We start from the raw sequence: 24,431 nt of genomic DNA on the forward strand, positions 1-24,431 counted from the left end.
GCCCTGGTATGCGATTCCGCTAGGGCATGTTTTCGATGCGGCCACTACCCGATATGCTCGAATGCACCTGTGCCGGATGGCCGTGCAGTTTCACGACACCGCTGCCGGCTAGAGCGATATCCGCGTTGTCCTGCGCCGCGACCTCCACTTCGCCGCTGCCATGGACCACGATCTCCGCCGACCTGGCTGAGAGGTCCTGCAATTGCGCCTCACCCGAGCCCGCGATATTGAGCGCGACAACCCGCACCGTACCGTTTGCGACAATACGACCGCTCCCCGCAACGCGCAATTGCAGCGTTTGCTGGTCGATGCCTGTCAGAACGAGGTTGCTGCTACCTTTGATTCCCCACTTGGTGATCGACGGAGCCGTCAGCCGGACCGAGAGATGCGTGTCCGGGGCACAAATGGTCTCGCTGTCAAAACCGAGCCTGCCATCGACTATGTGCACGTGGCTGATGAGCGAGGGGTCTCCGGTCACGGTCGCCTCGGCCTTGGGGCCGGGCTGGTACGTAACCGAGGCAGGCAGTTCGATGTCGATGCTGTCGCTCGCGTCGAACGGGAACGTAACGGAGGCTGGCGAGGCACCGGTTGAGTTCGTGGCATCTGCGCCGCCTGTGCTGTGTTTGCTTGCAAGCGCATGGTCGAACCATGTCCGGCCGCAACGCCATCCCGCATCCCGCCACAAGGGCGCTCCGCCGGCCCATTCCGACCGGACGAGCGAACTGCCGAGTGCAAGGAGGGCGATGACTGCGGCCAATCCCGCGACTGAAACCACGGCGAGTCTCTTGCGCAAGTTCGACTTCTGTGCCGGAACATCCTTGCCCGGCTCTCGCGTGCTGTCCTGATTGGGCTCGAGCAGGCGGTAATGCAGCCGTACATAGTGTCCGAGCATCCGCACGCCCGCGCCAAGTCCGAGCAGCAGCAGCGAGCCACCGGCGACAAGGCAGGCGATCAGCCCGATGCCGACCACGAAGCGGATCACCGCGCCCACGATCGAGCCGCCGTGCCCAAAGAATACGGCGCCGAAGATCATGTGCACGCCAACCGCACCCAGGGCCACGAGGCCGATGCCGAGCCCCAAGGTAACGGCCGCCACGACCAGCAGCAGCGGCAGTAGAAACAGGATGTCGACCGCCGCGAGGCCTGCCAGTGCAAGCATGGCCGTGACGAGGTTGGCAAAGCTGCGATGGGCTTCAAACCGCCGCAGGCCGGTTTCGGCGCGTAGTTCCCGCGCGAGCCGGGCGGGGTCCCCGAGCGCCTCGGCGACCTCCGCCTCGCTGCGTCCCGACGCGCTCGCCTCGGCAAAATGCGCTGCGTAGTCGGCGATGATCTCTTCGATCTCCTGTTGCGACAGGCCGGCGAGCCCAGCTCGCAGAGTGCGCAAGAATGCTTCGCTGTTCACGTCTGAGCTCCAAGAAGTTGATCGACTGCGGCCACGAAGGCCCGCCAGTCACGCCTGTGCGCCTCGAGAGCGTCCTGGCCCATCGGCGTGAGCCGATAGTATTTGCGCGAAGGCCCGCTGCTCGATTCAACCAGGCGGGTTGCGACCAGCCCGTCGTTCTGCATGCGGCGCATAAGCGGATAGATCGTGCCTTCGCCCATGCCGACTGCGCTGGCGAGGGTGCTGGCGATCTCGTAGCCATAACTCTCGCCGCGTGCCAACAGAGCGAGCACACACAGGTCGAGCGCACCTTTCTTCAGTTGAACCTGGATCGATTCGGTCATGGTCAAATTCGGTGGATAAGTAAAACATATAACATGCTACCTGTTTATACAAGGTAGCTGGATTGATTCTTAACGGGGAGGTGTCCGCACGGTCGATGGCCGCAACTCATGCGGCGATGCACAAAGCCGGCCATCGCGGAAGGAGAGGCGAGGGCGCCGAAACGCTTGTGTTCGCGGCTCATTACCGTTTTTCAGACGGGAAAGGAGCGCATCAAAGCGGAATTTTGTTACCGAAAAAAGGTGAGCGTGACCCTGGATCAGCTTGTGATGCGGTTTATAAAAGCGCACGATAATCGAATCGACGATGACTCCGCGGACGAGTTCTTGATCAGCCGATCACCTCCTTATCGTTTCGGATCAGGCGTCGTTGGACAAGCCACGGGCAGCGTAAATGGCCAGGTCGCCGGTTCAACCGACAAGTTGGTTTCCGTGGCTGTGCGTACTTGCAAAGGAGACGCTCATGACCAAACGGAAACTTGTCTTTGGCCTCGTATGCTGTTGTTGCTTAGCCGGAACGAGCAATGCGTCGGGGTTGAATAACCGAACCCAGAAGCTGCTGGAAACGCAATCGGTGAGTTCGCAGTCTTCAGGCAAAACACAGTCAAATAACGGCTCGCAGACCTCGCAGACAAATGTTAACGCGAGCCCCAACTACGGACCCACTCACGGCGTGTTCTCACCGGCAGCCACCAGCGGCGGCACCGTTCTGCCACGAAAATAATTAAACACGCAGACGGAATCGCAGTCGTCCCGGCCCGGCAAGCGAGCCGGGTGAAGCGGCAATGGGTGATCTTCGGCGCTAGCCAGACGAGCTCCGTCAACGGGCGGAGCGGGTCGCTCTATGCACAGCTGCGCAGTTGAGACGAATCCAAAAAATAGATAACCATCAGCGCTGCGAAAACCGCAAACCAGATCGCCAACACCTCCCCGCTTGCACCAAACGAAAGCAACTGACTGGACCTACCGTCGGTCGCGTGGCCTTTCTACAATCGTCACAAATGAGTCGCCGGTAAAGGCAACGTCATAAGGTTTGTAGAAGAGAGCACGCGCACCTATGGCAGACGCATCGAAGCAAAAAGGTGACGCCGCTTCGAGTTGGACGACGACGCCATGGTCTTCCAACGCGCGTTCCTCAATGAACGTCCAAAGCAGAACTTTTGATCCCGACGAGGAGTGTCGCATGGAGCAAAGTGCAATCGAACGGGTTGCGCAAGGCGTGTCTGTTGAACGAAACAGCGCGACGCAATACGATCCGACGTACGATCCGCTGATTTCACCCGGCCCCGGTCATGGCAAGCAATATGCGCCTACCTACTGGGTCGCAACCGCCGGTGCTCCACCGCCCGACGACGGCCCGATCACGCAAGATATCGACGTGGACGTGGCGATCATCGGTGGCGGCTACACCGGCCTCGCAACGGCGCTATGCCTCGCGCGCGAACATGGCATCAAGGCCGTGGTCCTCGAGGCCAACAAGACGAGCTGGGGTTGCAGCAGCCGCAACGGCGGCCAGGGCCAGAACGCTTCCGGACGGTTATCGCGCTCGCAATGGATCGAACGATGGGGTAAAGACGTCGCGCTGAAAATGCACGATGAAATCCTCGAGGGCTTCCAGAATTTCAAGTCGCTGGTCGCAGAAATTGATTGCGATCCGCAGCCGGGCGGCCACTTCCTGATCGCGCATCGTCCGCGCATGATGGAGAAGCTCGCCGCCGAGGCGAAAGTATGGAAGGACGTGTTCGGCTACCCGTCCGAACTGCTCGATCAGGAGACCTTTCGGCGTGAGTATGTGAACGACGCCGAAGCGGCCGGCGCGCTCCATGAGCCCGAGGGTATCGGCATTCATGCATTGAAGCTTGCGTTCGGCTACTTGCGGCTTGCCCGGGAGGCGGGAGCCCGTGTGCATCCGGCCAGTCCGGTGATCGGGTGGGAAACCATCAATGGCGTCCATCATCTCCGTACCCCGGGCGGTATTGTGCGGGCGCGTTCAGTGGGCATAGCTACGGGAGCCTATACGGCACCCAATCTCCACCCGTCGCTGACGAGCCGTGTCATGCCGATCCTGTCCAATTCGATGGTGACGCGCCCACTCACGCAGCAGGAAATTGCAGCATGCAACTTCCGCACGACGCAGGTGCTCACTGATACACGTACCCTGCGTTTCTATTACCGCTTCTTGCCGGATAACCGGCTGCAGATCGGCAGCCGTAGCGCGATCACAGGTGCCGATGCACCGAATTCCCGCCACTACGATTTACTCGTGGAAGGCATGGTCCGCAAGTTCCCGGCGTTGCGCTGCGTTGCGATTGACTACTCGTGGTGGGGCTGGGTCGATGTCGCTCACGACATGATGCCGCGCATCTGTCAGCCGGATCCGAAGCAATCGGTCTATTACGCGCTGGGCTACGGCGGCAACGGCGTGTCCTATTCGCAGCAGGCGGGGCGTCGGCTGGCCGAGCAGATAGCAGGAAAAGGAGGAAAACAGACGCTGCCGATTTTCACATCGCAGTTACCCGGCCACCCGTTCGCACCGTTCCGCCGGATTGGCCAGCGAATGCTCTATCAGTTGTATTTCAGGCGCGACGAGAAGCCGTGAGCAGGGTGCGTGTGATCACTTGCGCGCACCTGGCTTTGAAGCCTGGTGCGCGCAAGTTGTTGGGTAGCACGTGTTAGCTATGGCAAGCGGTCGATGTTGCAGCCGTAAGCGTGTCGAGCGTTGCCTGTTTCGCTTCGTCGTTGAATACGCCGATGAGAACAATCGTTGACTCCGTACCCGCTGCTCCAAAAAACGGGGTGATGAGGATCCGGCCACCCGCGACATGAAGTTCGTGCGTTGTCGTTGCATCGTCCAGTTGGATCAGGCCTTTCGCTCGCAATAACTGCCCGGAGACGTTGCGCAACGCGTCCTTGAGCTTCTTGCGATCAAACCGCGCTTCTGTGCGAAAGGCAAAGCTGCAGAAGTCCGGCGGAAGGTTCGGACTCCGGATATTCAACGAGCTCAAACCGCCGGCGCGAACGCGACCCGTCACGTTGTCATCGAAGAAGAGTTCCAGGGGAACTGCGCCGCATGTTGTTTCCAGCATGATGCCGGTATGGGCCGACATCGCCAGCTCGGCCACAATTTCAGTTTTCCTGCCTTCGTCGACAAGATCCGGTTTGGTCAGCAGGATTGCCGTTGCCCCAGCGATCTGTTGCCGCGCTATATCGCCCACATAGGGGTCCAGCAGCGTCTGCGTGATGCAGGACACATCCACCGCGACCACGATTCCGTACAGCCTGTACGAACGATCGAGAAGGCCGATCTGAGCAATGCGCACAGGGTCCGATACCCCGCTTGCTTCGATAACCAGGAAGTCGGGCGGATCGGGCCGGTTGCTGATCGAGAGCAGGGTATCGACGAACTGTCCGCCGATCGAACAGCAGACACAGCCGTTCTCCAGGTTGATGACGTCGTCGGTGCGTTCGCGGATCAGCGCCGCATCTATATTGATGGCGCCAAAGTCGTTGACGAGCACGGCGATGCGGCGCTGTCCCGCGTTCGCGAGCACATGATTGAGCAACGTCGTCTTGCCCGCGCCCAGATAACCGCCGACCACAATCAGCGGAATCGGCGCGCGCGCGCCGGTGACGCTCGCGGTCATCCCGCCGGCCCCTGGAATACGCGGCCGCCGAGCACGGTTCCCCACACGTCGAGGTCTTTCAACCGCGCGGGCGCAACCTCGCCTGGGTCCTCTTCCAGCACCGCGAAGTCGGCGAACTTGCCCACTTCAATACTGCCGACAAGATGGTCCATCTTGAGCGTGTAGGCGGCGCCCAGCGTGATTGCGCGCAGCGCATCCGCCACCGGCACACGCTCGCTTGCGCCCAGCACCCGGCCTGAAGACGTCTCGCGCTGCGAAGCGCACCATGCCGTGAAGAGAGGATTCAATGGCGTGATGGGCGCATCGGAATGAAAGGCAAACGGAATGCCAAGTCGCCGCGCCGATTCCGCGGCGTTCATGCGATTTGCGCGGTCGGCGCCCATGGTCTGCTCGTAGTGCGCGTCGCCCCAGTAGTAGAGATGGTTCGAGAAGAAGTTGATGCACAAGCCCAGTTTTGCCGCGCGTGCAAGCTGGCTTGCGTCGGCCATCTGGCAGTGCTGGAGCGTATGCCGGTGATCGTGGCGAGGGCAGCGATCAAGAATTTTTTCGAGGGCATCAAGGACCAGTTCGGTCGCCTCGTCGCCGTTGGTATGAATATGCAGTTGCAGCCCGGCTTCGTGAAACGGTGCAAATACTTCGACGAACTGGCTGGGCGGAATCAACCACAGTCCATTCGGTTTTCCGTTCAGATATCCCGGCCATTTGAGGCGCGCAGTGAAGCCCTGAATGGATCCGTCGACAATGAACTTGACCGGTCCGAAACGCAGCTTGTCGGTGTTGTCTCTGATAGCCGACAGCACGCGTTGCGGGCCGCCTTCGGGGGAGCGCTGGGGTGCGAATGCGGGAACGATCCTGAGCGGATAGGCCGGGTCGTTTGTCACGTCCCGCAGGTTTTGATTGCCCCGTTCAGAGAAGTCGTTCACCAGGTCGGTCGCAGTCGTGACGCCGGCCAGTTGCGCGACCCGGCCGAAATTCCAGATGGCTTGTTTCTTCTCGCTGGCCGCAATGGAAAGCCCGCCGCCGATCAACCGGTACACAGGAAACATGGCAGCGAACTCCTGCAGTTCGCCGGTTGGCTCGCCGTCGGCATCCTTGCCGATTCCGTCGATGTCCGTTTCGCTGTCAATACCCGCGAGCGTGAGCATCGGAGAGTTCACGTTCATCAGATGCACGCTGGCATGGAGGATGACGATGGGCCGCTGTGCGCAGACGGTATCGAGTTCCTTGACCGACAAACGCTTCGTGCCGAAGAAGATCGGATCAAAACCCCACGCGAGGAGCGGGGCTTGCTCGTCTGTCATTTCGTCATGTGCTGCCTTGAGGCGGTCGATCACCGCGTCAAGTGTTTGCAAGCCGGGGCAGCGAACGCCATCGGGGCCGCGTCGATCGTGATAACCGACATAGACCGCGTCCCACATGGCACCTTCCATCAGATGGCAATGGCCTTCCACCAAACCCGGCATCAGCACTTTGTCCCTGAACGTATCGACTATTTCCGCATCGCCCCACTGTTTCACATCGTCGCCATTTCCAACCGACAGGATCCTGCCGTCGCGAATGGCGACGTGGGTGGCATACGGCTGTGCCGGATTCATCGTGAGGATCTTCTTCGCCACAAGAACCTGTATGGGACTTTTCGCTGCGTGATTCATGGATGCTCGCTAGATGATTGGGCAGTCGAAACACCGGTCAGGACAGAGCATGCACGTGGGGCCGCCGCATCGCAAGATGCACCGCGGCGAGCACCGCAACATTCACGGCCAGGCAAACCAGGCCCAGGTTCAAGCCGCCCAGATCCAACTGCAAGACATAGAGGACGATCGCCAGGATTTGCCCGATAAGCATGCCTGCTGCAATGGCTGCAGGCCGTACGCGCAGCCCGAACAGGATCGCGATCACGCCGGGGAAGAACTGAGTCACGCCGTAGTACGTGGTGTTGATGAGCGTGAGCATCAGGTTAGGCGTCAGCAGGGTCATCACGATCGAGACTATCAGGTAGATGACGATCACCACCTTTGCACTCGTTTTCTGCTTGTTTTCAGGCATATTCGGCAGCAGGTTGCGCGTGACGATCGGTCCGATGGAAAGGCAGATGCCTGCCAGCACGAGCAACCCGGAAAGCGATGCGCCGGCAGCCACGAGACCCAGCAGCCATCCTGGCAGCAAACGGATCGCCGCCGCGAAGAACGCTTCGTTGGGCGATGCAAGATGCAGGTTCTGGCTGATCGCGTAGTAGGACGCGACCACGAGAAACGGGTACATCAGCATGTAGAGCGGCATGGCGACCTGCGTGCGGCGGATCGTGTTGGCGCTTTTTGCCGTGAAGAAATTCTGCACCGCAAACGGCATCACATAGAAGCCGAGTGACTGGAACAGCATGGTGCTCATCGAGAACGTCAACTGATGTGCATCCATGCGGTTGCTGACGTGCAGGCTCGCTGCATGGAAGACCTCGGTGACACCCACTTCCGCCGAGACCGCGACGCCCGTGATAACAATGGCGAGGACCATGAGCACGTCTTTCAGCACCGCGATATAAGCCGATGCCCGCACGCCCGCAATCGCGATATACGTGAACGCCAGCATGGCCGATATCAGGATCAGGTAGAACGGCTGGAAATTCCAGCCTAATCCCTTGAGCGCGGCCACGAGCCCGGTGAACTGCAATTGGCCCCAGGGCAGCAGGAACAGAATGGCGGACGCAGCCACGACAAGTTCCAGCGTGCGGCTCTGGAAATGGCCCTTGAACAGGTCGGGCAAGGTGATCGCGTTATAGCGTTTGCCCGCTTGCCATATCTTGGGCCCGAGAAAATAACCGACCGGATAAGCGAGCAGGATATAACCCAGGAACCACACGCCGTAAGTCGGTCCCTTGGCGTAGATGCCGCCGGGAAAACCGACCATTGTGCCGATGCTGTAGATCTCACCCGCGGCGAGAAAGAACACGAGGTACGCGCCGAACTGCCGCGAGGCCACAAAGAAATCGTGCACGCTTTGCGGGCCGCGGCCCGATTTCGAGCGGATCGCGAGGTAGAGCGAAAAGACGATGAAGCCTAGAAATACGGCGGTAGCCATCCGTCATCCTCCTTCAGTTGTTGTCAGGATGTGCATCGTCGAAATGGCAGTCGAACAGACGCCAGCAGAGCATCAGGCAACCCGACGTCAACACGAACCACCCGAAGATCCAGGCGTAGATGAACGGGATGCCCAGCACGGTCCGGTCGATGGATGCAACCCACGGCAACAGGCCGATGACACCGATATAGGGAATGCCGATCCCGATGAAAAGCTTGAGCATGTCGTCTCCGGGTATTGTGGATCCAGTATCGCAAGCCATAAACAAGGATGAGTAGGGCCAGTGCGGGTCAATCGCTAAGTCCACATGCCGCCGCCCGGGAGCGGCGGCATGGCCGGGGAGGACTAGACCTTTCCCTTCCAGGGCACGAGCACCCGCTCTACGTAGCGCATCAGTACGTCGAAACACAGCGCGAAGAATCCGATCACGATAATGCCCATGATCACCACATCGCTTGCGAGAAACTCGGCGGCATTGAGCACCATGAAACCGAGTCCGCTGGTCGACGCCACCATCTCGGCGGCGACCAGCGTGGTCCAGCCCACGCCAATGCCGATCCGCATGCCCGTGAAGATCTCCGGCATCGCGGATTTGAGAATCACGTAGAGGACCACTTGCGTGCGTGACGCACCCATCGAATAAGCGGCATGAATCTGCTCGATCGACACTGAACGCACGCCGGCACGCGCGGCAATGGCAAGCGGCGCAAAGATCGCGAGGTAGATCAGGAACACCTTCGAGAACTCGCCAATGCCGAACCAGATGATGATGAGCGGCAGGTAGGCAAGCGGCGGCAGCGGGCGATAGAACTCGATCGGCGGATCGAACAGGCCGCGCGCGATCCGTGACACACCCATCATCACACCCACGGGTATGGCGGTCAGGCACGCGAGCGCAAACGCACCGAACACACGCAAGAGGCTGATGCCGGTATGTTGCGCGAGCGTCGAGTTCGCGAAGCCGTCTGTCGCCACCAGGATGAACTTTGCATAGACGGCTTGCGGCGAAGGCAGGAAGAGCGGCTTGATCAAATGCAGGTTCGTCACCGCGAACCACAATCCGAACAGGGCGAGGATGGTGAACATGCTGGCGGCAAGACTGCTGCCTTGCCCGGGCACGCCAAACGAGTCGCCGGGCTTGACCGGTTTCTTGGCGAGAACCCGCACACGGCGGCGCGGCCGTTGTGGCGGTTCGGCGGAGGTCTCGGGTCTCATTGGCAGGTCGCGGTGAGGTAGCGCGTCGATCGATTTCGAACCAGACATGAAATTAGACATGAGCCACCTCCGCCGCTGCGCCGTGCGACTTCTCATCGCCGTAGATAATGCTGAGTATGCGCTCGCGCATTTCAATGAAGTCCGGGCTCGATTTGACCGCCCGAGCGTCGCGGGTGTCGAGAAAACGCCGGTTGAAATCGAGCTCGTAGGTATGCGTGATACGCCCCGGGCGAGGCGACATCACGATCAGCCGGCTGGCGAGAAATAGCGCTTCCTCCACGCTATGGGTGATGAAGAAGAACATCTTGTTCGTCTTCTTCCAGACATCGAGCAGCAGTTCCTGAATGGTTTCCCGAGTGAGCGCGTCGAGTGCGGCCATGGGTTCGTCCATCAGCAGCATGGCGGGGTCGCAGGTCAGCGCGCGGGCAATACCCACGCGCTGCTGCATCCCACCGGATAACTGATAGATCATATGCTTGTGGAAGTCCTGCAATCCGACAAGCGCGAGGTTGCGCACAGCGATCTCGCGGCGCTTGGCCTTGGCCACCCCCTGCAGCTTCAGCCCGAATTCCGCGTTATCGATCACGTTCAGCCACGGCAGCAGGGCGTGTTTCTGGAACACCACGCCGCGATCGGCGCCGGGTCCGGCAATAGGCTCGCCCCCGAGCAGCAGCTCGCCGCTGCTTGGCGCGATGAACCCCGCCATCAGCGACAGCAGGGTCGTCTTGCCACACCCTGATGCGCCCAGCGCGACCACCAGATCACCCGAGTCGATCTGCAGGTTGATGTTGTCCAGCGCGTGCACGCTCTCGCCGGCACGGCGGCCCGGAAACGTCACGCTGACGTTCGTGATCTTCATGCTTTCCATAGATCCTCCTGATCGATGCCCCTGGCGTTGTTCACTTGAGCTTCATCGCGGCTTCCGCATACTCGGGCGTGACAAAGCTCGAGTAATCGGACGCTACCGCATCAATGCGCTTCTGGTCCTTGAGGAACATCGACGTGTCCTTCAGCGCGAGCGTTGCGCGGCCCGCATTGCCGCCACCGAGCCACTGCGCCGACACCTGGTCGGCAAGCGACGGGAATGCATACAGCGAGAGCGATTCCGGCACGTCGCCGGGCGCGCCGCCGATCATCTTGGCAATCGCTGCCGCCTGCGGTGAAGCCGCATTCCACTGAGCGGTATTACGGCGATATTGATCGTCCGCGTCGGCAATGGCCTTCACCAGTTTAGCCATGAAGTCCTTATGTTCCTCGCCCCATTTCCGGTCGACTGCGATACCGTCGAACGTCGGTTTTCCAAGCTTTGAAAGATCCCCCGACGTGATCAGCACCTTGCCGCTTTTCTTGAGTTCGGCCAGCGCCGGATTCCATACATACGCCGCGTCGATATCACCCCGTTCCCATGCAGCGACGATCTGGTTCGGCTGCATGTTGAGGATCTTTACATCGGATGGGTTGATGCCCCAGTGCTGCAGCGCAAACATCGTGTGATAGTGGGTGGTCGAAACGAACGGGACGCCGATCGTCTTGCCTTTCAGGTCGGCCGGCTTTGTCACGCCGGAGCCATTGCGCACGACCATTGCTTCAGCCTGGTTGATATTGTCGAGGATCCAGAAAAGCTGCAGGTCCACGCCCTGGCTCACGGCCGCGGCCAGCGGGCTCGATCCGATGACCCCTACCTTCACGTCGCCCGAAGCCATCGCCGTTGCTACTTTCGCGCCCGACTCGAACTGCCGCCAGTTGATCTTGTAGCCGGTCTCCTTTTCGATGGACCCGTTGGCGATCGCCACGACCCAGGGATCGACGATCTGCTGGTACGCGATAGTGACTTCCTTGTCCTCGGCGTGCGCGGGTTGCACCGCGATGGTGACGAACGTCGCCAACACGGTCGCGGCTGCAATGACGCGATGCATCGGGCGGGCGAACCACCTCGAAAATTTTGATCGTTTATCGTGTTGCATTGCGGATCTCCTGGCGGGCAGCGTGCATGGCACGCAAGTCTTGTCGGAACGACCGGGGCTTGTCCCGATCGCGGGAACACGGTCGAATCGAGTATCGTCAACTAAAAATCGGCTGAGTTAGTACCAGACGCCGCCGATCGTTGAGTCCACATTCGCCGCGCCGTTTCGGCGCTGCACGCCTGGCTCGCAGGGGGCCACGCCGACGGCCATCGCGCCAGATCGCGTTAATTCCGAATCAACCACCCTAATCAATCACGGAGGAAATATGGCTAGCCGGATGTCGTCGGCAATGTGGTCGCAGCGGTTCCAGCGGTCGGCTGAATCGAATATCAGCCTGCAAGGGCAGATTCGGCAGATGCTGGTAGCCGCCATTCTCGACGGGCAGATGTCCGTCGATACCGCGTTGCCCTCGAGCCGCGAACTGGCCGACCAGTTGAGCGTGGCCCGCAATACGGTCGTGCTCGCCTACCAGCAACTGGTGGAAGAGGGTTACCTGATTTCCCGGGAGCGCAGCGGGCACTTCGTCAATCCGGCCATGCTCGAAGGCCGGCACGGGTTTGTCCCGACTCAAACCGTCGCGGCGAACGAGGCGGTAGGGCGGCCCGACTGGACCCAACGCATTGCGCGTTTGCCGTCCTTGCAGCGCAATATCGTCAAGCAGGCGAGTTGGCAGAACTACGAGTTTCCTTTCATCTATGGTCAGTTCGACCAGACGCTCTTTCCAACGAGCGACTGGCGCGAGTGCTGCATGAAGGCGCTCTCCGTCATGGAGATCCGCAACTGGGCGCCGGACCTGATCGAACGCGACGACGACACGCTGATCCAGCAGATTCGTACCCGCGTGCTGCCGCGTCGCGGCGTCTTCGCGATGCCGGACGAAATTGTCGTGACCATGGGGGCACAGCAGGCGCTTTATCTCATTGCCGACCTGCTGGCGAACGAGCGCACCACGATTGGTTTTGAGAACCCCGGGTATCCCGATGCACGCAATATTTTCCTGAACCGCCACGCGCCGCTGCTGCCGCTGCCGGTTGATGAAGGCGGCGTGCGCCCGGTCGCCGACGCCCATCTGCTGGCGCAATGCGACTACGTGTATGTGACGCCGAGCCATCAGTGTCCGACCACCGCGACTTTGCCGCTCGAACGCAGGCACGCGCTGCTCGAACTGGCGCAGAAACATGATTTTGTCGTGATCGAGGACGATTACGAGAGCGAGAACAATTTCTCCGGCGCGCCGCATCCGGCGTTGAAGAGCCTGGACACCGCCGACCGCGTGCTCTATGTGGGCAGCTTGTCGAAGAGTTTCGCTCCGGGCTTGCGGCTCGGTTATGTGGTCGGCCCGCGTGACCTGATTCGCGAGCTGCGGGCGTTGCGGCGGTTGATGGTGCGTCATCCGGCGGCGTACATCCAGCGCGCGTTCGCGACCTTTCTCGCGCTCGGCCATCACGACGCGTTGCTGCGGCGGCTCGCCTTCGCCTACAAGGAGCGTGCGGAGGCGCTCAAGGCCGCGCTCGACACCCATCTGCCGGAGGTCGGGCACGCGCGGATTACCGGCGGCTCCTCGTGCTGGGTGGAAGGTCCGCCCTGGCTTGACGCAACACGTCTTGCTGCTGAAGCCGAGGCGCACGGCATCCTGATTGAACTGGGCAGCGTGTTTTTTATGGAAGGGCTGGAGCAGCGCCAATGCTTCCGCATGGGCTTTTCGGCCATCAAGCTGGAAAAGATCGAACCCGGTGTGCGTGCGCTGGCGGAGCTCGTGCGGGCGCAATGTCCGCAGGCGTGAGCGCTTGGGGTGACAGCATGAGGCGGGCGCTGGCCCAAGCGAATCGGCTCGACTGGAACTACCGCGGGAGCTGAGAGTTACTTAACGTGTCGGTGAAACTTGGCTGCAGCCGTCGCCGACCGGCGTGCGGCTACGCCAGTCATCTGACAGGAGACACGTATGACAGACTCGCGCACCGCGACATCCGAAGTGACGGCCGACACGCTTGCGGCTTTTTCCGACGCCTTCAACCGTCACGACGCCAACGCGCTGATGGCCTTCATGACCGAGGACTGTGTCTTCGATACCGCCGGCGGCAACGAGATCCACGGCACACGGTTTGCCGGACGCGCGGCCGTGCAAGCGGCCTTTGAAGGTGTCTTCAAGACCTTTCCCGATGCCCACTGGGGACACGGCCGGCACTACGTAGCCGGTGAACGCGGCGTGTCGGAATGGGTCTTTACCGGTACGCACGCCGAAGGCTGGCGTATCGAGGCTGAAGGTTGCGATCTCTTTGAGTTTCGCGACGGCCTGATTGCGGTAAAACGCGCGTTTCGCAAGGAACGTCCGAGGCAGGCTGCCTGAGCGCTCCGCTGGACGGCAGCGGGGTGCGGCAGGCGGCGCTGGCAGGCCTGCGGAGCGTGTGACGGGCAACTGCGTGTCCGTCGTGACGCAGGGACGCCTGAAGGCTGTTGAAATTCCGTCATTGATGCGCTTCTCCCGCCGGCATGAAGATTTGCCGACGCTCGGCGCGGGATTAAAACCAGACGCTGATCATCAAGCGGAACGAAATCACGCAGGTGAACGGGACGACGACATAACGATCTCGCTTGCGATAACGCATTCAAAATAACAGAATGAATGCGTTGAACGCATTTTAGTGAGATGACTCCATGGCGATGCTTACAGTACGGAACTTGCCCGATGATGTACACCGCGCGCTGCGGGTGCGGGCCGCTCAACACGGGCACAGCACCGAGGCCGAAGTCCGCGAGATTTTGGCGAGCGCGGTCAAGCCAGAGACGCGTGTTCGTCTGGGCGAGGCGCTTTCGGAATTGGGTCGGAAAATCGGCCTGACGAACGAGGATTTCGAGGATTTCGAGGTCTTCGACCGGGTGAGAGACAAGACGCCGGCCGAACCGCCGAGGTTTGAATGATCGTCCTCGATACGAACGTTGTTTCCGAGGCGATGAAGCCCGAGCCACACCCGGCCGTCCGGGCCTGGTTGAATGAGCAAGCCGTCGAAACGCTCTATCTGTCCAGCGTGACGCTTGCCGAGTTGCTATTTAGCATTGGGGCGGTCCCGACCGGCAAGCGCAAGGACATGCTGGCACAGGCCCTTGACGGTTTGTTGGGGCTGTTCAGGGATCGGGTGCTGCCATTTGATACCGACGCAGCACGGCGCTATGCCGAGCTGGCCGTGACGGCCAAAGCCGGCGGGCGAGGATTCCCCACACCCGACGGCTACATTGCCGCGATCGCGGCTTCGCGAGCGTTCATCGTGGCTTCACGCGACACGGCCCCCTTTGAGGCCGTCAGCATCGCAGTTATCAATCCGTGGGAAGCGTAGAGCGCTGATGGCTTTTCATAGGATCGTTTTGCAGCAAGTTCTTATGAACGATGCACCCAAAATCGGATTGATATCAAGGGCTAGAAGGTGTTTGCCAGTTCTCGCGCCGCTTCCTGCAGGCGCGGCACGAATTCGAGCGAGCGGGAGAGCGGCGCGCGGGAAACGGGCGCGTGCACGGCAATGGCGGCAATGCTCATGCCTTCTTTGTTCATCACAGGCACCGCGACGCAGGCTATGCCTGCAAGAAATTCCTCGTTGTCGATGCCAATGCGCTTGTGTGCGGTGCGATCAAGTTCGGCTTCGAGCATTTCGGGGTCGGTGATGGTATTCGGCGTGAAGCGTTCGATTTTCAGCGCGCGTACCAGCGCCGAACGCTGCTCGCGAGACAGCATCATGGCCAGCAGCAATTTACCGCTCGCGGTGCAATACGCCGGCACTTTCGAACCGGGCTTCAGGTCGAGCCGCAGGGGCCAGGGCGCTTCCATGCGGTCCAGGTAAAGCACTTCGGTTTCATGCAACATGGTGAGGTTGCAGGTTTCCCCGAGGTCCGCCACCAGCCGTCCGAGAATGGCGTGCCGCAGACGCCGCGCGCCTGAGTGCATGACAACGCCGAGACCGAGCTGCGCGAGACGCGGGCCGATCACGTAGGCATTCTTGTGGCCCGGATCGCGGATCACGAGGCCGCCCGCTTCCAGCGACGCCAGCATGCGGTGCAGCGACGGCTTCGGCAGGTCGACGTCCTGCGCGATGTCGGCAAGCGACACCGGACCTTCCGCCTTGACGAGATGCTCGAGCAGCGCGAAGGCACGCAGTGTCGGCGTATCAGCAGTGGTCATTGCAACCGTTCCGAAAAATAGATGATGACCATTGTACAGAAACGCCCTATGGCGTGGCCTGCCTTGATTTCAGGGCGAAGTTTCTGCCCGGCTCCATTCCGGTTTTCGATATTGCGGCGTTCGGGCCCTGGCCCGGCAACGCCCGGGATGAAGTGCGTTCCATCTTCACAGCGCTACCGTTGCGGCATTGCATCCGCGTGAAGCAGGGGAGCCAGGCGCGCCGCGGTTTCCTTGATCTTCGGCACGTTCTTGAGCAGGTCGTCGAGGCTTGCCCGCGCGGTGGGCGCATGCACGGCCAGCGAAGCCAGTACGCCGCTACCGCCGGGTTTGCGAACCGGCACGGCGACCGCCACCATCCCTCGTACGAATTCCTCATTGTCGATACCGAGACCCCGCGAGGCCAGCCGGTCAAGCTCCGCACCGAGCAGGGTGGTGTCGGTGAAGGTGCGATAGGTATGCGCCTTGAGCGGCATCCGGGCAAGGAACAGCGCCCGCTCGGCAGGCTTCATCAGCGAGAGGAACAGCTTGCCGCTCGCCGTGCAATGCAGCGGCACGCGCATTCCCGGCTGCATATGCAGGCGCAGGGGTTCGCTTGTCTCCACGCGCTCGACGTAGAGCACGGCGTCGCCGTCGAGCACGGTGAGGTTGCAGCTCTCTCCAAGCACATCGACAAGTCCGCGCAGCAACGCGCGGCAGGAGCGGGTAAACGTGCTGTTCGCGAGCATGGTCAGCGCGAGTTGGGCCGCGCGTGGACCGAGCGTTATGCCACGGTCGGCGCCGCGTGAATCCGGTATGTGTGTCACGTAACCCAGCGCTTCCAGCGATTCGATCATGCGCGCCAGGGTCGCCTTCGGAATATGCAGGCGTGCAGACAGTTGCGACAGTGAAAACGGTTGTCCGGCCGCGGCAAGGTGCTCGACCACGATGAGCGCCCGCAGAACGCGGGTGTCCTCGGGAGTCGGGTCCTGGTGCAGGGCAGCATGCGAAGCGGCATGTGACCCGGCATGTGAGGCGATGGATAAAGCCGCATTTGACGCGGGGCTCGCGGCGTCTTTCATTCGCACCTCTGATTAGGGATGACGGGTGTTCAATGCGGGCAACCGGGTCCGGGAGAACCCGGATAAGCGCCCGAATGCAGCCCTGAAAGTGGAACAAAAAGGCTCTTTTTGAACCGGTTTCATCGATCGTAGCCGGATTTTCTTGAAGGTGGAACGAACAATCAATAAATTTCAACGAAACGTATCGAAAATTTGAGAGACAAAAAACAAGGAGACGCTAGTGATGGCACGCAGTTTTGACTACGTCATTGTCGGCGCGGGATCGGCCGGCTGTGTCCTCGCCAACCGCCTCTCGGAAAACGGCCGTTATTCGGTGTGCCTGCTCGAAGCCGGTCCGCCGGACCGGTATCTCTGGATTCATATTCCTATCGGCTATGGCAAGACCATGTTTCATCCGGTCTATAACTGGGGCTTCAATACCGACCCGGATCCGAACATGAATGATCGTCAGTTGTACTGGCCCCGCGGACGCACGCTCGGCGGCAGCAGTTCGATCAACGGGCTGATCTATGTGCGCGGCCAGAAGCATGACTACGACCACTGGAGTGCGCTGGGAAACAAGGGCTGGAGCTGGCAGGAGTGCCTGCCGTACTTCCGGCGGCTCGAACACAACGAGCTGGGGGCGTCGCCAACACGGGGTGTGGACGGACCGCTCTGGGCCTCGACCATCAAGCAGCGTCATGAGCTGGTGGACGCCTTTATTGCTGCATCGAACAAGATCGGCGTGCCCACGGTTCAGGATTTCAACAGCGGCGACCAGGAAGGCGTCGGCTACTACCAACTGACTACGCGAAAGGGCTGGCGCTGCTCGACCGCCGTGGCGTACCTCAAGCCCGCGCGCCGGCGTCCGAACCTGCATGTGGAAACCGATGCGCTCGCGTCGAAGATTATTTTCGAAGGCACGCGCGCCGCTGGTGTCCGGTACCTGCAGCACGGACAGACACAAGAGGTGCGCGCGAATCGCGAGGTGCTGCTTGCGGCCGGCGCGCTTCAGTCTCCTCAATTGCTGCAGGTCTCGGGCGTGGGTCCGGCCAGGCTGCTCGGCGACTTCGGCATTCCGGTGGTCGCAAACCGGCCGGGTGTGGGCGAAAATCTTCAGGATCATTTGCAGGTGCGCCTGATCTATGAAGTCTCGCGGCCGATCTCAACCAACAACCTGCTGAATTCCTGGCAAGGCCGGGCGAAAATGGGCCTGCAATGGGCGCTGTTTCGCGAAGGGCCGCTCGCCGTCGGCATCAACCAGGGCGGGTTGTTTTGCCGGGCGCTGCCCGACGAGGCAAAGACGCCGGACATCCAGTTCCATTTTTCGACGCTCTCAGCCGATTCCGCCGGCGGCGACGTTCACTCGTTTCCCGGCTGCACGTATTCGATCTGTCAGCTACGGCCCGAGTCTCGCGGGGTGTTGCGCATTCGCACGAACGACATGCGCGACGCACCGTCGATGCAGCCGAACTATCTCTCGACCGATCTCGACCGGCGCACGACTGTTGCGGGTGTGCGTTTCGCGCGCCGGATTGCTGCTGCGGAGCCTATGGCGTCCCTGATGAAACGCGAAGTCCGTCCCGGCGCCGACGCGCAGACCGACGACGAACTGCTGCAGTTTTGCCGCGAATACGGGCAGACGATCTTTCATCCGTCAGGCACTGCCAAGATGGGCGTCGCAAGCGATCCGCTTGCCGTGGTCGACGAGCGCCTGCGTGTATACGGCACGCGCGGGTTGCGCGTGATCGACTGCTCGATCATGCCGACGCTCGTCTCCGGCAACACCAACGTGCCCATCGTGATGGTCGCCGAGAAGGCCTCGGACATGATTCTTGCCGACGCCCGAGCCGACGACCGTTCCACGGCAGCACCCATTGAAGAGGCCCTGGAGTCACATTGAATTTGCATTGAACGTAGTAATCCGAAATTGTTTTAAGAAGCAAAAAAACAAGTCCTGGCTGCATGCTGAACACAATTTGATAACACAGCGTGCACACCGGGTAATTCGTGCCCCGGAGGAGACAGCTTTTGGGGCATTGCGCCGGGCGGCACGCTGAGGCCGCCGCCCGGCCATCCATCGGAGAAGACAGAATGGCAATCGATCACAAGGTTATCCGCCGCGTTGCATTCGCGAGCGTCATCGGGGCCACGGTCGAGTGGTACGACTTTTTCCTGTACGGCGTGGTGGCGGGCATCGTATTCAACAAGCTGTATTTTCCGGCGCACGATCCACTCGTTTCCACCATGCTTGCCTACGCCACATTTGCGGTCGGCTTCGTGACACGGCCGCTCGGGGGCATTATTTTTGGCCACTTCGGGGACAAGGTCGGGCGCAAATCCGCGCTCATCTGCACGCTCATCATCATGGGTGTCTCCACAGCGGGTGTGGCTTTCGTGCCGACTTACGCGCAGATAGGCATCTGGGCGCCGATCCTGCTGCTCGCGCTGCGTGTTCTGCAGGGCATCGGGCTCGGTGGGGAGTGGGGCGGGGCTGTGCTGATGGCTTATGAATATGCGCCGCCTAACCGGCGCGGACTTTACGCGAGCCTGCCGCAGATCGGTTTGTCGATCGGCTTGTGCCTCGCGTCGGGCGTGGTGGCCGCCATTTCGAAGCTGCTGCCGGAGACCGCGTTTCTCTCGTGGGGCTGGCGCCTCGCGTTCGCCATGTCGCTCGCGCTGGTGGTAATCGGCCTCTATATTCGCGTCAAGGTCATGGAGACGCCCGAGTTCCTGGCGCTCAAGCGCACCCGGCGCGACGTGAAAGTTCCCTTCATCGACATGATCACGCGGTATCGCCGCTCCGTGCTGCTCGGCATGGGCGCGCGCTGGATTGACGGCGTTTTCTTCAATATCTTCGCCGTGTTCATGATCGGCTATCTCACGCAGCATCTGGCGATGAGCCGGACCGAAGCGCTCACGGGCGTCATGATGGCCGCCATTGTGATGTGTTTCTTCATTCCGCTGTTCGGCACGATGTCGGACCTGTTGGGGCGCACCCGCGTGTACCGGTGGGGTTCGTTGATTTGCGGGCTCTCGGTGCTGCCGGCATTCTGGCTGATGGAGAACCAGGCCGGCAACACCATGATCGTGTGGCTCGCGATCGTGATCCCGTTCGGCATCTTCTATGCAATGGTCTATGGGCCGGAGGCCGCGCTTTTTGCCGAATTATTCGATGCCGAGGTCCGCTATACCGGTATCTCGTTCGTGTACCAGTTCTCGGGAATCTTCGCGAGCGGCCTGACCCCGATCATTGCAACCGCGCTCATGCGGCTGAACGGCGGCAAACCGTGGGCCGTATGCGTCTACGTGGTGCTGTCCGCGCTGCTGTCGGCATGGTGCGCGCACAAGATGGAACCGCGCAGAGACACATTCGACGCAGTCACCCGGGCTCATTGAACGACTGAATGAGGGGCTGAATGAGGGGCTGCTCGTGCCCCCTCGGGCCGCTCTTCAATCGTGGAATGTCTTCGCCGTTTCTTCGGCGGCGAGACGCAGGTCGGGCACGAAGGCGAGCAGGTCGTCGAGTGCAACGCGGCCGATCGGCGCCTGCACGGCGATGGCCGCGCAGGCGCGATTGCGATCGAGCATGACCGGCACCGCGATCGCGATCAGTCCCTGCAAGTGTTCCTGGTTGTTGATGGCGAGCAGGCGCCGGCGCGTCGTGCTCAGTTCCTTGCGCAACGCGTCACGGTCGATGATGGTCCGCTCCGAGTAGGCGCGCAGCGGCAGGGTTTCGATCATCCGCTCACGCCGTTCGCGGGGCATGAAGCTCAGGAGAAGCTTGCCGCTTGCCGAACAATGCAGGGGCACGTGCGAACCCGGCTGCAGATGCATGCGCAACGGCCACTCCGTCTCAACGCGGTCGACATAGACCACGTCGTTACCCGACAACATTGTCAGGTTGCACGTCTCGCCGATCTTTTCCACCAGTTGTTCGAGCAGCGCATGGCGCGCCGCCGCGGGGCCGGCATGCATCAGCACGTTGACCGCGAGCGAGCGCACGCGGGGCGAACATTCATACAACCGGTCGCCCGCGCCGCGTGTGATGAGGTAAGCGTCCGTCAACTGCACGAGGATGCGATGCACCGTCTGCTTGGGCAGCGCGAGGGCGTCCACAAGGTCTGTCATCGAAAGAGGGCGGCCGGCCTGGGCCAGCGTTTCCAGCACCCGGAATGCTCGCACGGCGGCCGCGTTGGATTGATTGGACGTTGGCATTCCGTCTCCTGAACGGCGTAGATTTTTTTTGGAGGATCTGCATCAACTTTATCGCTTTTCGGGACTGCGAAACGTCCCGAAAACTGAATTTTTCGCTGCTGCGGGAGGGGTAGCGAGCGTTGGATCGGAAAACGGGACCTCACCGTGCGCGTGGCTGAGTAGATTGCAATTCATCGTGATTCTTTTAGCCGGAGCAACGCGTAATGAACGGACACATCAGCGCAGCAGAAGAGGAGGCGGCGGCCGTCGCCGATAGCGTCGAACGGGACGTGGCGGAACAGGTCGCACGGGCGCGCACGGCCCAGAAAGAATTCGAGCAAGCGGGGCAGGAAGTCCTGGACGCAGCCGCCGCCGCTGCGGCATGGGCGATCATGGAGCCGGGCCGTAACCGGCAACTGGCGGAACTCGCCGTGCGAGACACAGGCCTTGGCAACGCCGACGACAAGTTTCGCAAGAACTATCGGAAGACGCTGGGTCTTTTGCGCGACTTGCACGACGCCAAAACCTGCGGCGTGATCAGCCGGAATGCAGCCAACGGAATTGTCGAAATCGCGCGCGCAGTGGGGGTTGTTGCGGCGATCACACCGTCGACCAACCCTGCCGCCACGCCCGCCAACAAGATCATCAACGCGCTGAAATGCGGCAATGCGGTAATCGTTGCACCTTCGCCGAAGGGCTATTCGTCTTGCGCGCTGCTGATCGAATTCATCCACGCGCAATTCGCCAAGGTGGGCTTGTCGCCCGATCTCGTCCAGGTGCTGCCGCCGCCCATCACCAAGGCGGCAACGGCCGCGCTCCTGCGGCACTGCGATCTGGTCGTCGCCACGGGGTCCCAGGCCAATGTCCGCATGGCTTATGCCAGCGGGACGCCCGCGTTCGGCGTGGGTGCGGGGAACGTGGCGTCGATTGTTGCCGCATCGGCGGATCTGAATGACGCGGCGCGGAAAATCCGCCTCTCCAAGACTTTCGACAACGCCACCAGTTGCTCGTCCGAAAACAGTGTCGTGATGGTGGAGGCGGTGTACCGGCCAGCACTCGGCGCACTCGCTGAAAACGGCGGGGTGTTGCTCGACGCGGCTCAGAAAGAACGCCTGCAAGCCGTGATGTGGACCGGGGGCAAGCTCTCCGCCTGCTGCACGGCGAAGTCAGCAGTTGAAATTGCGCGGTTGGCGGGTCTTGATGACATCGCGGCCAAGGCGCCGGCTTTCCTGATGGTCGAGGAAGACGGTTTCGGCGCGGACCATCCGTTCTCCGGCGAAAAGCTTTCACCTGTGCTGACGGTTTACCGCGCAAGGGATTTCGCCGATGCGACCTCGATCGTGCAGCGCATTTATGCATACATGGGCGCGGGGCACTCGGTCGGGCTGCATTCCGCCGATCCCGCGGAGGCCGTGCAACTCGGCATGAACTTGCCGGTTGCACGCGTTATCTCCAACCAGGCGCATTGCCTCGCAACGGGGGGCAACTTCGACAACGGCCTGCCGTTTTCGCTATCGATGGGCTGCGGCACCTGGGGCCGCAACAACTTCTCCGACAACCTCGGTTTTCGCCATTACCTGAACATTACGCGGGTCGCGTATCCCATCGAAGAACGGGTTCCGGAGATGGACGACCTGCTCGGCGATTTCTTCAGGAGGTACGGTCGATGAACACGCCTGCCACCTTGCGTGCGTTGATCGACGAACGCGCCACGCAGTTCCCCGACAAACCTTTCCTGCTCGCGCCAGCCGACGACGAGACGAATTCGACGTCGAACGCCAGTCGCGCGGGCGTGCTGACGTTTGGTCAATTACGCGACGCTTGCCAGACGCTTGATTCTCGCTTTCGCGACGCGGGGTTGAAGCCGGGCGATGTTGTCTCGGTGTTCATGGGCAACGGCATCCAGACCGCCACGCTGCTGCTCGCCGCGATGTACAGCGGTCTCGTGGCCAATCCGTTGAACCTGCTATGCCAGCCGTCACAGGTGCGTTACATCGTCGAGCATTCCGACACACGAGCGATATTTGTATCCGGGGAATCGCGGGCTGCGATTACGTCTGCCATTGCGGCGTTGCGCGAGGAAGGTTTCAATCGCGAGATCCTGCTTGTCACCACGGAGCCTGACGCGCTTGAAGCGCCGGTGTTCGCACCACTGGAACTCGCGCTCGCCGATGCCGCAGCACAGCCTGTAGTGCGGCCTGTTGCATTGAAGCTGGTTACCGTCAGCGAGAACCCGCCGTGTGCCCAAGACGTTGCGCTTCTCATGTACACGTCGGGGACGACCGGTCAGCCCAAAGGGGTGCTCCTGACGCATCGAAACCTTATGGTGAACGCGCGCACTATTACAGCCGAGCATCGCCTCACCACCGACGATCGCGTGCTCGCCTCGCTGCCGCTCTTTCATATCAACGGCCTCGTGGTGACGCTCCTGGCGCCGCTGTTTCACGGCGGGTCAGTCGTGGTGCCACCGCGTTTTTCCGCTCGCACGTTCTGGCGCGATGTTACGCGCCACGGCTGCACCTGGATCAATGTCGTGCCTACGATCGTCGCTTATCTTCTCAACCAGCAGGATGACCACGCCTTTGACCTGTCCGCGCTCAAGTTCTGCCGCAGTGCGTCCGCGGCGCTGCCGGCCGAGCATCACCGGGCGTTCGAAGCACGCTTTGGCCTCGGAGTGATTGAAACAATGGGTATGACGGAGACCGCTGCTCCTGTATTTAGTAATCCCTATGAAATGGAGCGGCGGCGGGTTGGCAGTATCGGCTTGCCATCCGGTGCGAACGCCCGGGTGATCGACGCGCACGGCCGTGACTGTGCCAACGACGAATGCGGCGAGATCGTGTTGTGCGGCGAACAGGTGATGAGCGGTTACTACAAGCGCCCGGAAGAGACGAAAGCGGCGTTCACCGAGGACGGCTGGCTGCGCACGGGTGACCTCGGCTACCGCGATGCGGAAGGCTATTTCTACATCAATGGCCGCTCGAAGGAACTGATCATCAAGGGCGGCGAGAACATCGCGCCGCGCGAGATTGATGAGGCATTGCTGAAACACCCGGGCGTGCTGGACGCAGCGGCGGTCGGCATGCCGGATACCGATTATGGCCAGGAGATCGTGGCTTTCGTCGTGCCGCGCGAGCCTGACGGTCCGCTCGCCCTCGATCTCGCCGATCTCAGGGATCACTGCCTGCGCGAACTCGGCCGCTTCAAGACGCCGAAGGAATTCCGCCTGATAGATGAGCTGCCGCGCGGGCCGTCGGGTAAGGTGCAGCGGCTGAAACTGCTGCAAAGCTGATCCGCAAAGCCCGGCGACATCCACTTACGCGAAGGGAAGCACACGACACAGGAACGCGCATTACGGAACAAGCAACAAGCAGCACCGAAGCACCGATCACGAACGTCAAAGACGTCA

General features: G+C 61.2%; 21 protein-coding genes. 9 read left to right on the plus strand and 12 right to left on the minus strand.

Annotated elements, in window-relative coordinates:
* Positions 1-19: 19 nt before the first annotated feature.
* Both AWB69_RS22455 and AWB69_RS22460 read right to left on the minus strand, forming a co-directional pair.
* Positions 20-1,402, minus strand: a complete 1,383-nt coding sequence (locus tag AWB69_RS22455; RefSeq protein WP_063977878.1) for a GIN domain-containing protein — start codon at positions 1,400-1,402, stop codon at positions 20-22.
* Positions 1,399-1,713, minus strand: coding sequence for a PadR family transcriptional regulator (locus tag AWB69_RS22460; RefSeq protein ID WP_197500299.1), 315 nt, complete (start codon positions 1,711-1,713; stop codon positions 1,399-1,401). The genes AWB69_RS22455 and AWB69_RS22460 overlap by 4 nt, the downstream gene beginning before the upstream one ends.
* A 1,192-nt stretch (positions 1,714-2,905) precedes the next feature.
* Here AWB69_RS22460 and AWB69_RS22475 point away from each other — a divergent pair.
* Positions 2,906-4,321: an NAD(P)/FAD-dependent oxidoreductase gene (locus tag AWB69_RS22475; protein WP_062088867.1), complete on the plus strand. Its 1,416-nt coding sequence runs from the start codon at positions 2,906-2,908 to the stop codon at positions 4,319-4,321.
* A 73-nt stretch (positions 4,322-4,394) separates the two neighbouring features.
* Here AWB69_RS22475 and AWB69_RS22480 read toward each other — a convergent pair whose 3' ends face one another.
* From AWB69_RS22480 to tauA, 7 genes are all read right to left on the minus strand, one after another.
* Positions 4,395-5,366 (minus strand): CobW family GTP-binding protein, encoded by a 972-nt coding sequence (locus AWB69_RS22480; protein WP_062088869.1) that lies wholly within the window; start codon positions 5,364-5,366, stop codon positions 4,395-4,397.
* Entirely contained in the window at positions 5,363-7,018 is a 1,656-nt protein-coding gene (locus tag AWB69_RS22485; RefSeq protein WP_062088872.1) for an amidohydrolase, read from the minus strand. The genes AWB69_RS22480 and AWB69_RS22485 overlap by 4 nt, the downstream gene beginning before the upstream one ends.
* Positions 7,019-7,055: 37 nt before the next feature.
* On the minus strand, positions 7,056-8,441 hold the full coding sequence (locus AWB69_RS22490; protein WP_062088874.1) for a sodium:solute symporter family protein: 1,386 nt from the start codon (positions 8,439-8,441) through the stop codon (positions 7,056-7,058).
* 13 nt (positions 8,442-8,454) lie between these two features.
* Positions 8,455-8,664: a DUF3311 domain-containing protein gene (locus AWB69_RS22495; RefSeq protein WP_062088876.1), complete on the minus strand. Its 210-nt coding sequence runs from the start codon at positions 8,662-8,664 to the stop codon at positions 8,455-8,457.
* A gap of 122 nt (positions 8,665-8,786) precedes the next feature.
* Positions 8,787-9,704 (minus strand): ABC transporter permease subunit, encoded by a 918-nt coding sequence (locus AWB69_RS22500; RefSeq protein WP_082913530.1) that lies wholly within the window; start codon positions 9,702-9,704, stop codon positions 8,787-8,789.
* Between the two features lie 4 nt (positions 9,705-9,708).
* Positions 9,709-10,524, minus strand: a complete 816-nt coding sequence (locus AWB69_RS22505; RefSeq protein ID WP_062088878.1) for a taurine ABC transporter ATP-binding protein — start codon at positions 10,522-10,524, stop codon at positions 9,709-9,711.
* 31 nt (positions 10,525-10,555) lie between these two features.
* Positions 10,556-11,620: a taurine ABC transporter substrate-binding protein gene (gene tauA / locus AWB69_RS22510; protein WP_062088880.1), complete on the minus strand. Its 1,065-nt coding sequence runs from the start codon at positions 11,618-11,620 to the stop codon at positions 10,556-10,558.
* Between the two features lie 265 nt (positions 11,621-11,885).
* On the opposite strand from tauA, the gene pdxR reads away from it, so the two are divergent.
* From pdxR to AWB69_RS22535, 4 genes are all read left to right on the plus strand, one after another.
* A complete protein-coding gene (gene pdxR / locus AWB69_RS22515) occupies positions 11,886-13,403 on the plus strand; it encodes a MocR-like pyridoxine biosynthesis transcription factor PdxR (RefSeq protein ID WP_062088882.1) in 1,518 nt (505 codons plus the stop codon).
* Between the two features lie 159 nt (positions 13,404-13,562).
* Positions 13,563-13,967 (plus strand): nuclear transport factor 2 family protein, encoded by a 405-nt coding sequence (locus AWB69_RS22520; RefSeq protein WP_062088884.1) that lies wholly within the window; start codon positions 13,563-13,565, stop codon positions 13,965-13,967.
* A gap of 308 nt (positions 13,968-14,275) precedes the next feature.
* Positions 14,276-14,539: a FitA-like ribbon-helix-helix domain-containing protein gene (locus AWB69_RS22530; RefSeq protein ID WP_062088887.1), complete on the plus strand. Its 264-nt coding sequence runs from the start codon at positions 14,276-14,278 to the stop codon at positions 14,537-14,539.
* Complete coding sequence (locus AWB69_RS22535) at positions 14,536-14,952, plus strand: type II toxin-antitoxin system VapC family toxin (protein ID WP_062088889.1); 417 nt, start codon at positions 14,536-14,538, stop codon at positions 14,950-14,952. Before AWB69_RS22530 ends, AWB69_RS22535 begins: the two co-directional genes overlap by 4 nt.
* An 80-nt stretch (positions 14,953-15,032) precedes the next feature.
* Here the strand turns inward: AWB69_RS22535 and AWB69_RS22540 are convergent, their stop codons facing one another.
* On the minus strand, positions 15,033-15,788 hold the full coding sequence (locus AWB69_RS22540) for an IclR family transcriptional regulator (protein WP_062088891.1): 756 nt from the start codon (positions 15,786-15,788) through the stop codon (positions 15,033-15,035).
* 173 nt (positions 15,789-15,961) lie between these two features.
* Positions 15,962-16,846 carry an IclR family transcriptional regulator gene (locus tag AWB69_RS22545; RefSeq protein WP_082913526.1) on the minus strand — a complete coding sequence of 295 codons (885 nt, stop codon included), beginning with the start codon at positions 16,844-16,846 and terminating at the stop codon, positions 15,962-15,964.
* A gap of 223 nt (positions 16,847-17,069) precedes the next feature.
* Here AWB69_RS22545 and AWB69_RS22550 point away from each other — a divergent pair, with 223 nt between their 5' ends.
* Positions 17,070-18,728 carry a GMC family oxidoreductase gene (locus AWB69_RS22550; protein WP_062088892.1) on the plus strand — a complete coding sequence of 553 codons (1,659 nt, stop codon included), beginning with the start codon at positions 17,070-17,072 and terminating at the stop codon, positions 18,726-18,728.
* Positions 18,729-18,919: 191 nt separating this feature from the next.
* Entirely contained in the window at positions 18,920-20,224 is a 1,305-nt protein-coding gene (locus AWB69_RS22555) for an MFS transporter (RefSeq protein WP_062088894.1), read from the plus strand.
* 54 nt (positions 20,225-20,278) lie between these two features.
* Here the strand turns inward: AWB69_RS22555 and AWB69_RS22560 are convergent, their stop codons facing one another.
* Entirely contained in the window at positions 20,279-21,043 is a 765-nt protein-coding gene (locus tag AWB69_RS22560; RefSeq protein WP_062088896.1) for an IclR family transcriptional regulator, read from the minus strand.
* Positions 21,044-21,246: 203 nt separating this feature from the next.
* Here AWB69_RS22560 and sauS point away from each other — a divergent pair, with 203 nt between their 5' ends.
* Positions 21,247-22,692, plus strand: a complete 1,446-nt coding sequence (gene sauS / locus AWB69_RS22565; RefSeq protein ID WP_062088898.1) for an acylating sulfoacetaldehyde dehydrogenase — start codon at positions 21,247-21,249, stop codon at positions 22,690-22,692.
* Complete coding sequence (locus AWB69_RS22570; protein ID WP_062088900.1) at positions 22,689-24,314, plus strand: AMP-binding protein; 1,626 nt, start codon at positions 22,689-22,691, stop codon at positions 24,312-24,314. The genes sauS and AWB69_RS22570 overlap by 4 nt, the downstream gene beginning before the upstream one ends.
* Positions 24,315-24,431 lie beyond the last annotated feature (117 nt).

It is taken from the genome of Caballeronia udeis (genome assembly GCF_001544555.2).
GTDB lineage: Bacteria > Pseudomonadota > Gammaproteobacteria > Burkholderiales > Burkholderiaceae > Caballeronia > Caballeronia udeis.

What these genes read in the sequence shown, in the direction of transcription:
- AWB69_RS22475 (WP_062088867.1), top strand. Translation starts at nt 2,906, where the DNA reads ATGGAGCAAAGTGCAATCGAACGGGTTGCGCAAGGCGTGTCTGTTGAA.
- AWB69_RS22480 (WP_062088869.1), bottom strand. Translation starts at nt 5,366, where the DNA reads ATGACCGCGAGCGTCACCGGCGCGCGCGCGCCGATTCCGCTGATTGTG.
- AWB69_RS22485 (WP_062088872.1), bottom strand. Translation starts at nt 7,018, where the DNA reads ATGAATCACGCAGCGAAAAGTCCCATACAGGTTCTTGTGGCGAAGAAG.
- AWB69_RS22490 (WP_062088874.1), bottom strand. Translation starts at nt 8,441, where the DNA reads ATGGCTACCGCCGTATTTCTAGGCTTCATCGTCTTTTCGCTCTACCTC.
- AWB69_RS22495 (WP_062088876.1), bottom strand. Translation starts at nt 8,664, where the DNA reads ATGCTCAAGCTTTTCATCGGGATCGGCATTCCCTATATCGGTGTCATC.
- AWB69_RS22500 (WP_082913530.1), bottom strand. Translation starts at nt 9,704, where the DNA reads ATGTCTGGTTCGAAATCGATCGACGCGCTACCTCACCGCGACCTGCCA.
- AWB69_RS22505 (WP_062088878.1), bottom strand. Translation starts at nt 10,524, where the DNA reads ATGGAAAGCATGAAGATCACGAACGTCAGCGTGACGTTTCCGGGCCGC.
- tauA (WP_062088880.1), bottom strand. Translation starts at nt 11,620, where the DNA reads ATGCAACACGATAAACGATCAAAATTTTCGAGGTGGTTCGCCCGCCCG.
- pdxR (WP_062088882.1), top strand. Translation starts at nt 11,886, where the DNA reads ATGGCTAGCCGGATGTCGTCGGCAATGTGGTCGCAGCGGTTCCAGCGG.
- AWB69_RS22520 (WP_062088884.1), top strand. Translation starts at nt 13,563, where the DNA reads ATGACAGACTCGCGCACCGCGACATCCGAAGTGACGGCCGACACGCTT.
- AWB69_RS22530 (WP_062088887.1), top strand. Translation starts at nt 14,276, where the DNA reads ATGGCGATGCTTACAGTACGGAACTTGCCCGATGATGTACACCGCGCG.
- AWB69_RS22535 (WP_062088889.1), top strand. Translation starts at nt 14,536, where the DNA reads ATGATCGTCCTCGATACGAACGTTGTTTCCGAGGCGATGAAGCCCGAG.
- AWB69_RS22540 (WP_062088891.1), bottom strand. Translation starts at nt 15,788, where the DNA reads ATGACCACTGCTGATACGCCGACACTGCGTGCCTTCGCGCTGCTCGAG.
- AWB69_RS22545 (WP_082913526.1), bottom strand. Translation starts at nt 16,846, where the DNA reads ATGAAAGACGCCGCGAGCCCCGCGTCAAATGCGGCTTTATCCATCGCC.
- AWB69_RS22550 (WP_062088892.1), top strand. Translation starts at nt 17,070, where the DNA reads ATGGCACGCAGTTTTGACTACGTCATTGTCGGCGCGGGATCGGCCGGC.
- AWB69_RS22555 (WP_062088894.1), top strand. Translation starts at nt 18,920, where the DNA reads ATGGCAATCGATCACAAGGTTATCCGCCGCGTTGCATTCGCGAGCGTC.
- AWB69_RS22560 (WP_062088896.1), bottom strand. Translation starts at nt 21,043, where the DNA reads ATGCCAACGTCCAATCAATCCAACGCGGCCGCCGTGCGAGCATTCCGG.
- sauS (WP_062088898.1), top strand. Translation starts at nt 21,247, where the DNA reads ATGAACGGACACATCAGCGCAGCAGAAGAGGAGGCGGCGGCCGTCGCC.
- AWB69_RS22570 (WP_062088900.1), top strand. Translation starts at nt 22,689, where the DNA reads ATGAACACGCCTGCCACCTTGCGTGCGTTGATCGACGAACGCGCCACG.